This window comes from Pseudarthrobacter sp. 01T43 (assembly GCF_056398665.1).
The window spans coordinates 484,454-493,374 of sequence record NZ_JBFTPV010000003.1 but is presented as its reverse complement, the minus strand read 5'-3'; the positions used below and the strand labels follow the sequence as shown (position 1 = coordinate 493,374).

Annotated in this window: 5 protein-coding genes; 3 read left to right on the top strand and 2 right to left on the bottom strand. The window is 65.6% G+C overall.

Translation table 11 applies throughout. From position 1 onward, the window contains the following. The first annotated feature begins 251 nt into the window (after positions 1 to 251). Complete coding sequence (locus AC1DIM_RS05745; RefSeq protein WP_477709529.1) at positions 252 to 3,278, top strand: alpha-mannosidase; 3,027 nt, start codon at positions 252 to 254, stop codon at positions 3,276 to 3,278. A 251-nt stretch (positions 3,279 to 3,529) separates the two neighbouring features. Here the strand turns inward: AC1DIM_RS05745 and AC1DIM_RS05740 are convergent, their stop codons facing one another. Together AC1DIM_RS05740 and AC1DIM_RS05735 are read right to left on the bottom strand one after the other, a co-directional pair. Then, positions 3,530 to 4,267, bottom strand: a complete 738-nt coding sequence (locus AC1DIM_RS05740; RefSeq protein WP_477709528.1) for a hypothetical protein — start codon at positions 4,265 to 4,267, stop codon at positions 3,530 to 3,532. Further along, entirely contained in the window at positions 4,264 to 5,046 is a 783-nt protein-coding gene (locus tag AC1DIM_RS05735) for a hypothetical protein (protein WP_477709527.1), read from the bottom strand. Before AC1DIM_RS05735 ends, AC1DIM_RS05740 begins: the two co-directional genes overlap by 4 nt. A gap of 255 nt (positions 5,047 to 5,301) precedes the next feature. On the opposite strand from AC1DIM_RS05735, the gene AC1DIM_RS05730 reads away from it, so the two are divergent. Beyond that, on the top strand, positions 5,302 to 6,972 hold the full coding sequence (locus AC1DIM_RS05730; protein WP_477709526.1) for an ABC-F family ATP-binding cassette domain-containing protein: 1,671 nt from the start codon (positions 5,302 to 5,304) through the stop codon (positions 6,970 to 6,972). Next, entirely contained in the window at positions 6,969 to 8,882 is a 1,914-nt protein-coding gene (locus AC1DIM_RS05725) for an ABC transporter ATP-binding protein (RefSeq protein ID WP_477709525.1), read from the top strand. The genes AC1DIM_RS05730 and AC1DIM_RS05725 overlap by 4 nt, the downstream gene beginning before the upstream one ends. Positions 8,883 to 8,921: the final 39 nt, after the last annotated feature.

The following is an 8,921-nucleotide window of genomic DNA, read 5'->3' as shown; positions in this document are numbered from 1 at the left end:
TGAAAACGGGCATAACCGCAGCCAGGCCTCAAGCCCGGGCACCACGCCGTTGGCGGAGGCCTTCCTGTKAGGCAACGAAGCGCCTTCCCGGAGGTTTTCCACTGAGGCAACGACTGCAGCTACGCGGAGGTCTTCTATGAGTCAACGCGGGTACTTGGCTATTGGGCTACTAGCCGGTAGATTTTATCCATCGATTGGACGGCGTTGTCCGGATTCGAATAATCCAATTCACGTATCTAAGAGGGTTTAAAGTGCATGACGACCGCCGGATTACCGAAGTCCGACTGGCCCGGTTTGTCCGCGAGCGGATCAATCCCGCCGTTTACACCCGCAGCGTTCCCCTCACCCTGAGCAGTTGGGACGCGCCCGGCGAACCTGTCGCCGTGATGGAGGCCCTTCGTCATGACTTCCTCCCGCAGGAACACGGTGCAGCCTGGGGCCAGCCGTGGGGCACCAAATGGCTTCGGCTCCAAGGCGATGTTCCCGAGGCCTGGGGTACAGGCCCGGACACGACGGTGGAGATCGTGGTAGACCTCGGGTTTATCAACGAAGCCCCCGGCTTCCAGTGCGAAGGCATCGCGTGGCGTCCCGACGGAACCATCATCAAGGCGATTTCGCCGCGGAACCAATACATCCCGCTCAAACTGCTGGGTAGCGGCATGGCCGTTGACTTCTATGTTGAGGCAGCCGCCAACCCTGATATGGCGCAGGGTTGGACCTTCGCCGCCACCACGTTGGGCGACAAGGGGACGGCGGGCACGGCCCCGCAGTACCGGCTCGGCAAGATCGCCATTGCCGAGCTGAACCAGACGGTCTGGGAGCTTCAGCAGGACGTCTGGACCCTCTCCGGGCTGATGCATGAGCTTCCGATGGAGCAGCCGCGGCGCCATGAGATTCTCCGCGCGCTGGAGCGCATGATGGACCGGATGGACCCGGACGATGTCCCCGGTACTGCCGCCGCCGGCCGCGCGGTCCTGGCCGAGGTACTGTCCCGTCCTGCTTATGCGTCCGCGCACCAGCTGGTGGCCACCGGTCACGCCCATATCGACTCCGCCTGGCTGTGGCCGGTGCGCGAGACCATCCGCAAGTGCGCCAGGACGTTTTCCAATGTCGTGGCACTGATGGACGAGGATCCGGGTTTTGTGTTCTCTTGTTCCTCGGCCCAGCAGTTTGCATGGATGAAGGAGTTCTACCCCGAGCTGTTTGGCAGGATCCGGGAGAAGGTCAAGGCAGGCCAGTTTGTGCCGGTGGGCGGCATGTGGGTTGAATCGGATACAAACATGCCCGGCGGTGAGGCCATGGCCCGCCAGTTCGTTGAGGGAAAGAGCTTCTTCCTGCAGGAATTCGGTGTCGAATGCCGCGAAGCTTGGCTGCCGGATTCGTTCGGGTACTCCGCAGCCCTGCCGCAGATTGTCAGGTCGGCCGGCAGCCGCTGGTTCCTTACGCAGAAAATTTCGTGGAACCAGGTCAACCGGATGCCGCACCATACCTTCAACTGGGAAGGCATCGACGGCACGCGGCTCTTCACGCATTTCCCGCCGGTGGACACCTACAACGCCGAACTGAGTGGGCGGGAACTGGCGCACGCTGAACGGAATTTCCGCGACCATGGGCGCGCCAACACCTCGCTGGTGCCGTTCGGCTACGGCGACGGCGGCGGCGGGCCCACCCGTGAAATGCTGGCCGCCGCACACCGCACCGCGAACCTGGAGGGCTCGCCCAAGGTCAGGGTAGGCTCCGCCGAAAGTTTCTTCACCCAGGCGGAAGAGGGCTATGCGGCGCTGCCCGTGTGGGTGGGGGAGATGTACCTCGAACTTCACCGCGGTACCTACACCAGCCAGGCCAAGACCAAGGGCGGCAACCGGCGCAGCGAACACCTGCTGCGCGAGGCCGAACTCTGGTGCGCCACGGCCGCCGTCCGCAGCTCCTTCGCCTACCCGGCTGCCGAGCTGAAACGCCTCTGGCAACTGGTGCTCCTGCACCAGTTCCACGACATCCTGCCAGGCAGTTCCATCGCCTGGGTCCACCAGGACGCGGAACGGAACTACGCCGCCATCAGCGCCGGCCTGGAAACCATCATTGGCCAGGCGGCGGCCGCACTGCTGGGGGAAGGTTCACGGACGTTCCTGCTCAATGCTGCACCCCACGCGCGCAACGGCGTTCCGGCACTCGGAGCCGCCGAGCCGTCCGTCGGGGGCCGGCCTGTCCAAGCCACTGGGCTGGACGGCGGTTTTGTGCTGGACAACGCCATCATCCGGGCTGTCCTGGACGGCGATGGCCTGCTCACGTCCCTCACCGACTACGCGTCGGGCCGCGAAGCCATCGCGCCCGGATCGCGCGGCAACCTGCTGGAGCTGCACCGGGACACCCCCAACGAATGGGACGCCTGGGACATCGATGAGTTCTACCGCCGTAACGTCACCGCCCTGACAAGCGCGCAGGACGTCCGGCTGGAGCACGTCGGAAACAGTGCCGTTGTGGTGGTGCAGCGTCTTGCAGGTTCGTCGCCGGTCACCCAGCGGATCACGCTGGACGTAGGCAGCGACTCCCTGGCCATCACCACTGCCGTTGAGTGGCAGGAGAGCGAGAAACTCCTCAAGCTGGGGTTCCCGCTTGACGTCAAGGCGGACCGCTCCGCTGCTGAAACGCAGTTCGGGCATCTCTTCCGGCCCACGCACAACAACACCTCCTGGGAGGCGGCCAAGTTCGAGATCTGCGCGCACCGCTGGATCCACGTGGCCGAACCCGGCTACGGCGTGGCGATTTCAAACTCGGCCACCTACGGCCACGATGTCACCAGGAATGTCAGGGAGGCCGACGGCGGGACCACCACGTCAGTGCGGCTCTCCCTGTTGCGGGCACCGAAGTTCCCCGACCCGGCGGCGGATCGCGGACACCATGAACTGACGGTCACGATCCGTCCCGGTGCAGGAATCGCCGAGGCCGTGGAGGAGGGGTACCGCACCAACCTGGTGCCGCGCCTGGTTCGCGGTGGCCGCGGGGCGGAGCCGTTATTCACCGTGGACAACCCGGCCCTGGTCATTGAAGCCGTCAAGCTCGCGGAGGACGGCTCCGGCGATGTGGTGGTCCGGCTCTACGAGTCCCTGGGCCAGCGCTCGGGCGCTGTCATCACAGCCGCTTTCCCGGTCCGTGACGTGCAGGCAACGGACCTCCTGGAACGCCCACTGGATGCACCCGGGGTGACGCCGGCGGAGCAGGGGAGCGTCAGCCTGGCCCTTCGCCCGTTCCAGCTGGTCACGTTGAGGTTCGCCCGGTAGTCCGCATGGAACCGGGAGTTGGCGCTGCTCCTCGCAACTCAACGCGCAGGAACGCGTGACATGGTTGGGCCCTTAAGCAGGCTGAGTGGGGGCGGTCCCCAACGGCCGCCACCACTCATCCCCCCAATGCGCGCAAAGGCATAGGGGCAGCGCGGCGTCCAAGAAGTTATCCCCGTTCGCAAACACCCGCGCGCCACCTTCACACATTCATGATTGTGCCATGTCTAATGATTTTGTGAAAGCTGGACAGGCTACTTTTCAGTAGAAGTCTTTTTCAGCCGGCCGTTTTGGCCACGCCGCAGGCTCGCCACGCCGATCAAAGCCAGCCCAAACACAAAGCAGAGTATTGCCGTGTAGTTGATGATGAACTCCACTGACCCCAGCTCCGGCGGGATGAGCGGGAACAACAGGCTCAGCCCGGTGGCCGCCGCACCGCCGGCCAGCAGGAGCGCCGACACGCGGACCAGCGGCGGGAGCGTGCTGCTGACTGCACGCGCCATGGCCGGCAGCAGGACCAGCGCAACGTAGGCCGGATATGCTCGGCCGGCTGCGCCGTAGTACTCAACCAGCAGTCCGTTCCTGGCGTCCCGGCCCGACACTGCGACCAGGCCTGCAGAGGACCCTGCGGTATCCATCATCAAAAAAAGAATCACCACGATCAGCGAGGTAAGTGCCAGCATTGCCATCCCGATCCGCCCGGCGATCAGCCGGTAGGCGCCGGTGGCCCCAAAGCCCCTGGTGATGCGGATCCCCACAAAAAAGATGACGGCAAAAACGACCAGCCGTAGCAGCAGATTGGCGATGTTCATACCACCCAGGGCTTGGTCTATGGCAACATACGGCGCCTCAATGCTGAGGAGGATCGCCAAGGTCATCAGGGCAAAAATGTAGAAAATTGTCCGGTTCTTCCCCCGCAAGGCGCTGGGAATGCGGGCCATGGCCACCACACCGCAAGCAGCCAAGGTGGACCACTGCAGGATCTCGATCATCCTAGGTTCTCCCAGATCTTGTCGGTTCGTTCTTGGTCATGTTCCTGCCGACGGAGCGCGCGGGCAAGGGTCTGCAGCCGTTCCCCTGCCAGGGTGGTCAGCTCGCCGTCGGTCATACTGTCCAGCGCCGCCTGCCTGGCCCCGGGAGGCCAACCGGCCTCCGCCTCCGTGATGAGCCCGGTTGCCACCAGGCCGCCGGCCGTGGCGACGCCGGCAGCCGAGGCCGTAGCCACGGCCAGTTCCGGGGCGAGCCTGTTGGCAGTCAACTGCGCCGAATAGTTCTGCGGTGCGATCCCAGTGGCTGTCGAGACGCGGTGGCGCAGTTCGCCGTCGTCGATTGCCTCCACCCAGTCCCGCACCGACGTGGCATGCGGTGGCGGGCCCAAGGCCGTTGGCCCCATACCGGGAAGGCCTGCGTCGGGGATCGCCGAGTCGCCTTGGCCGGCCGCCGCTGGTCCGTCCGGTTCAGTGGCGCCGCGCAACAGGAGCGCCCGCAGAAGATCGGCCGTGGAAATCTGGCTGACCAGCTCCGACCTCGTGGGCTGGCGCGGCGGCCCCGCGAGCTGGCTGTAGGCGTCAAAGCCGGCCAATGCGGACACTGGGTCGACGTGATAGGCACGGCTGATGCTCACCACAGTCGCCTCGGCCACCTTGCCCCGGACCAATTGCTGGGCCAGCGTGGTCCGTTTGATCCCGGCCGCCCGGCAAATGTCAGAGGTACTCGTTTCCGGGGCGATATCGTGCAGCCAGCGCTGGAACGCCTTGGCAGGAATGGGCATATCTGCTCTCTGCTGAACGGATGATTGCTCTTGATTTTAGCCTGCCTGCGGCTGACGGTTTGATGCGGGCCGCGGAGTCGACTATGCTTGATGGTCGAGCCCGTTGGTCCGCACACCCCCCAAGTCCGGACCGGCGGGCTCTTTAGTGTCCCGGCACTTTTGCGGGCTGGCATGCTGCGGATTCCCCGCAATTCCGGCTGATTAAGGCGAGGTCAAGAGGCCTTCCGCCGGCCGGGCGAGAGGACTGACCAAGCCATGACTGCAACCCTTGTTGCTAAAGACCTTTCCGGTGGCCACGACCACCGGACACTTTTCTCCAAGCTCTCCCTCACGGTTGCCCCCGGCGACGTTGTGGGCGTGGTAGGTGCCAACGGCGCCGGAAAATCCACCCTGCTGCGCCTGCTGGCCGGAGTTGACCAGCCCCAGGACGGGAGCATAAGCCTCGCGCCCGCCGACGCGTTTGTGGGCTGGCTTCCCCAGGAACACGAGCGCATCGCGGGAGAATCCGTGGCCGGTTACATCGCCCGGCGCACCGGCTGTGCCCTGGCGACGGCGGATATGGAATCCACTGCCGAGGCGCTGGGTTCCGGGGCCCCCGGCGCAGACGACGCCTATTCCCTCGCCTTCGACCGTTGGATGGCATCCGGCGCGGCGGACCTCGATGAACGCATTCCGGCCGTCTTGGCCGACCTCGGGCTGGAAACCGGCCCGGAAGCCCCGATGACCGGCCTCTCCGGCGGCCAGGCCGCCCGCGTAGCGCTGGCTGCCCTGCTGCTCAGCCGCTTTGACGTAGTGCTCCTCGATGAGCCCACGAACGACCTCGACCTGGCCGGACTGGCCAAACTGGAAGCGTTTGTCCAGGGCCTTCGCGGCGGCGTGGTGCTGGTGTCCCACGACCGTGAGTTCCTTGCACGTTGCGTCACTACCATCGTGGAATTGGACCTCGCCCAGAATTCCGTCGCTGTATACGACGGCGGCTACGAGGCTTTCCTGGAGGAGCGCGCGGTAGCCAGGCGGCACGCACGCGAAAAGTTTGAGGAGTTTTCCGCCACCAAGGCAGACCTGGTTTCGCGGGCCCGGACGCAGCGCGAATGGAGCTCCCAGGGCGTGCGGAACGCCATGAAGAAGAGCCCGGACAATGACAAGATCCGCCGCGCGGCCAGCACCGAATCCTCCGAAAAGCAGGCCCAGAAGGTCAGGCAGATGGAGTCCCGGATCGCACGCCTGGACGTGGTGGAGGAACCCCGGAAGGAATGGCAGCTGCAGTTCACGATCGGCCAGGCGCCGCGGTCCAGTGCGGTCGTGGCCACCTTGCGTGATGCCGTCGTCAACCAGGGCAGCGTCACCCTGGGCCCGGTCAACCTCCAGCTGAATGCGGGGGAACGGATTGGCATCACTGGCCCCAACGGGGCAGGCAAATCCACGTTGCTGCGCCTGCTCCTGGGCGTCCAGGCACCGGACTCAGGCAACGCAGCCATGGGCGCCTCGGTGGCCATCGGCGAAATTGACCAGGCCCGCGGACTGCTGGCCGGCCACCTCAACCTGGCGGACGCCGTCGAAACTGTCCTGACGGACCTGACCCCGGCTGAAGTCCGCACCCTGCTGGCCAAATTCGGGCTGAAGGCAGACCACACCACCCGGCCCGTGGATTCCCTCTCACCTGGCGAACGGACACGCGCTGCACTGGCACTGTTGCAGGCACGCGGCGTGAACCTGCTGGTCCTGGACGAACCAACAAACCACCTTGACCTGCCGGCCATCGAACAGTTGGAAGAAGCCCTGGAAAGTTACGAGGGGGCACTGCTGCTGGTCACCCACGACCGGAGGCTGCTCGAGAACGTGCGGCTGGATGTACGGTGGAATGTGGACAACGGCGTCGTCACCGAACTGTTGGGCCACGCCGCCCCGAAAGGCAACAACTCATGAGCATGGACCGGGTAGCCTGGAGCTCCCTCTATAACATCACCCGCGCTTCGAGCGGCTCCAAGCCCTTCTCGAAGGCGACGCTCAAGCGTGTTTTCGGCTTCGCCCGGCCGCACAAGGGCAATCTGATCGCCTTCGTCCTGTTGTCCATCGTGATGGCCGTCCTGGCCGTCGCCACGCCGGTCCTCGCCGGCCAGGTGGTTGATGCAATCATCGCCGGCGCGGGCACCGACGTCGTCATCTGGCTGGCCGTGCTGATCGCCATTGTGGCGGTCGCCGAAGCCGGTCTGGGACTGGTCACCCGCTGGCTTTCCTCCACGATCGGCGAAGGCGTGATCGTGGACCTCCGCACCAAGGTCTTCGACCATGTACAGAAGATGCCCATCGCCTTTTTCACCCGCACCCGCACTGGTGCCCTGGTGAGCCGGCTCAACAATGATGTGATTGGCGCGCAGTCGGCCTTCGCCGGGACCCTGTCCGGGGTGGTCAGCAACGTTGTGGCTCTCGCGCTGACCCTCGTGGTGATGCTGGGGAAATCCTGGCTCATCACCGTGCTCGCCATGATCCTGCTGCCGCTCTTCCTGATCCCCGCGCGGCGGATGGGCTCGAAGCTGGCCGACCTCCGCCGCGAAGCCGCGGAACACAACGCCTCCATGGGTACCCAGATGACCGAGCGGTTCTCCGCTCCGGGCGCCACGCTGGTGAAGCTCTTCGGCCGGCCGGATGAGGAATCCCGCGAGTTCGCCGCGAGGGCGGGCCGGGTGCGTGACATCGGCATCCGGACGGCGATGCTGCAGTTCACCTTCGTGACCGCCCTGACGCTTGTCTCGGCGCTGGCTCTGGCGCTGGTCTACGGCCTCGGCGGCTTCCTGGCGTTGCAAGGGCAGCTGGCCGCGGGCGACGTGGTGGTGCTGGCACTGCTGCTCACCCGCCTGTACGCCCCGCTCACGGCGCTTTCCAACGCCCGGGTGGAGATCATGAGTGCCCTGGTCAGCTTCGAGCGGGTCTTTGAGATCCTGGACCTCAAGCCCCTGATCCAGCAGAAGCCCGATGCGGTGTCATCTCCCCCCGGACCGCTGTCCGTGGAGTTCGACGACGTCCGCTTCTCCTACCCATCGGCCGACAAGGTCTCGCTCGCCTCGTTGGAGGACGTTTCCACCCTGGACACCCGCGGCGGCGAAGAGGTGCTGCACGGTATCAGCTTCCGTGTGGAACCCGGCCAGACCATTGCCCTCGTGGGCTCCTCAGGGGCCGGAAAGTCAACCATCGCGCAGCTGCTTTCGCGCCTGTACGACGTGGATTCCGGTGCCGTCCGCTTTGGCGGGGCCAGGCCCGGGACCGGAGTTGACGTCCGCGACCTCACTTTCGATTCGATGCGGCAAACCCTCGGCATGGTGACGCAGGACGGGCACCTGTTCCACGAGAGCATTGCCTCCAACCTGCGACTGGCCCGTCCCGACGCCAGCGACGAACTCATGTGGGATGTCCTGCGGCAGGCCAGGCTGGAGACCATGGTCCGGTCCCTGCCCGACGGCCTGGACACCGTGGTGGGGGAGCGCGGATACCGGCTTTCGGGTGGCGAACGCCAGCGGCTCACCATCGCCCGCCTGCTCATTGCGCAGCCGCGCGTCGTGATCCTGGACGAGGCCACCGCGGCCCTGGATTCCACGAACGAAGCCGCCGTGCAGGCGGCCCTGGGCGCCGCGCTCGAGGGGCGTACCGCCGTCGTGATTGCCCACCGGCTGTCCACCATCCGCGCCGCGGACGCAATCCTGGTGGTGGAAGACGGGCAGATCGTGGAGCGCGGAACGCACACGGAGTTGCTCGCGGCCGAAGGCCGGTACGCCGAGCTGTACCGGACGCAGTTCGCTGAGGCCACCGCAGTGGCTGAAGAAGCCGTTCCCGAGTACTAAAGCCCGCGATTCCGGCGCCGAGTGGCGACGTCCCGGCGT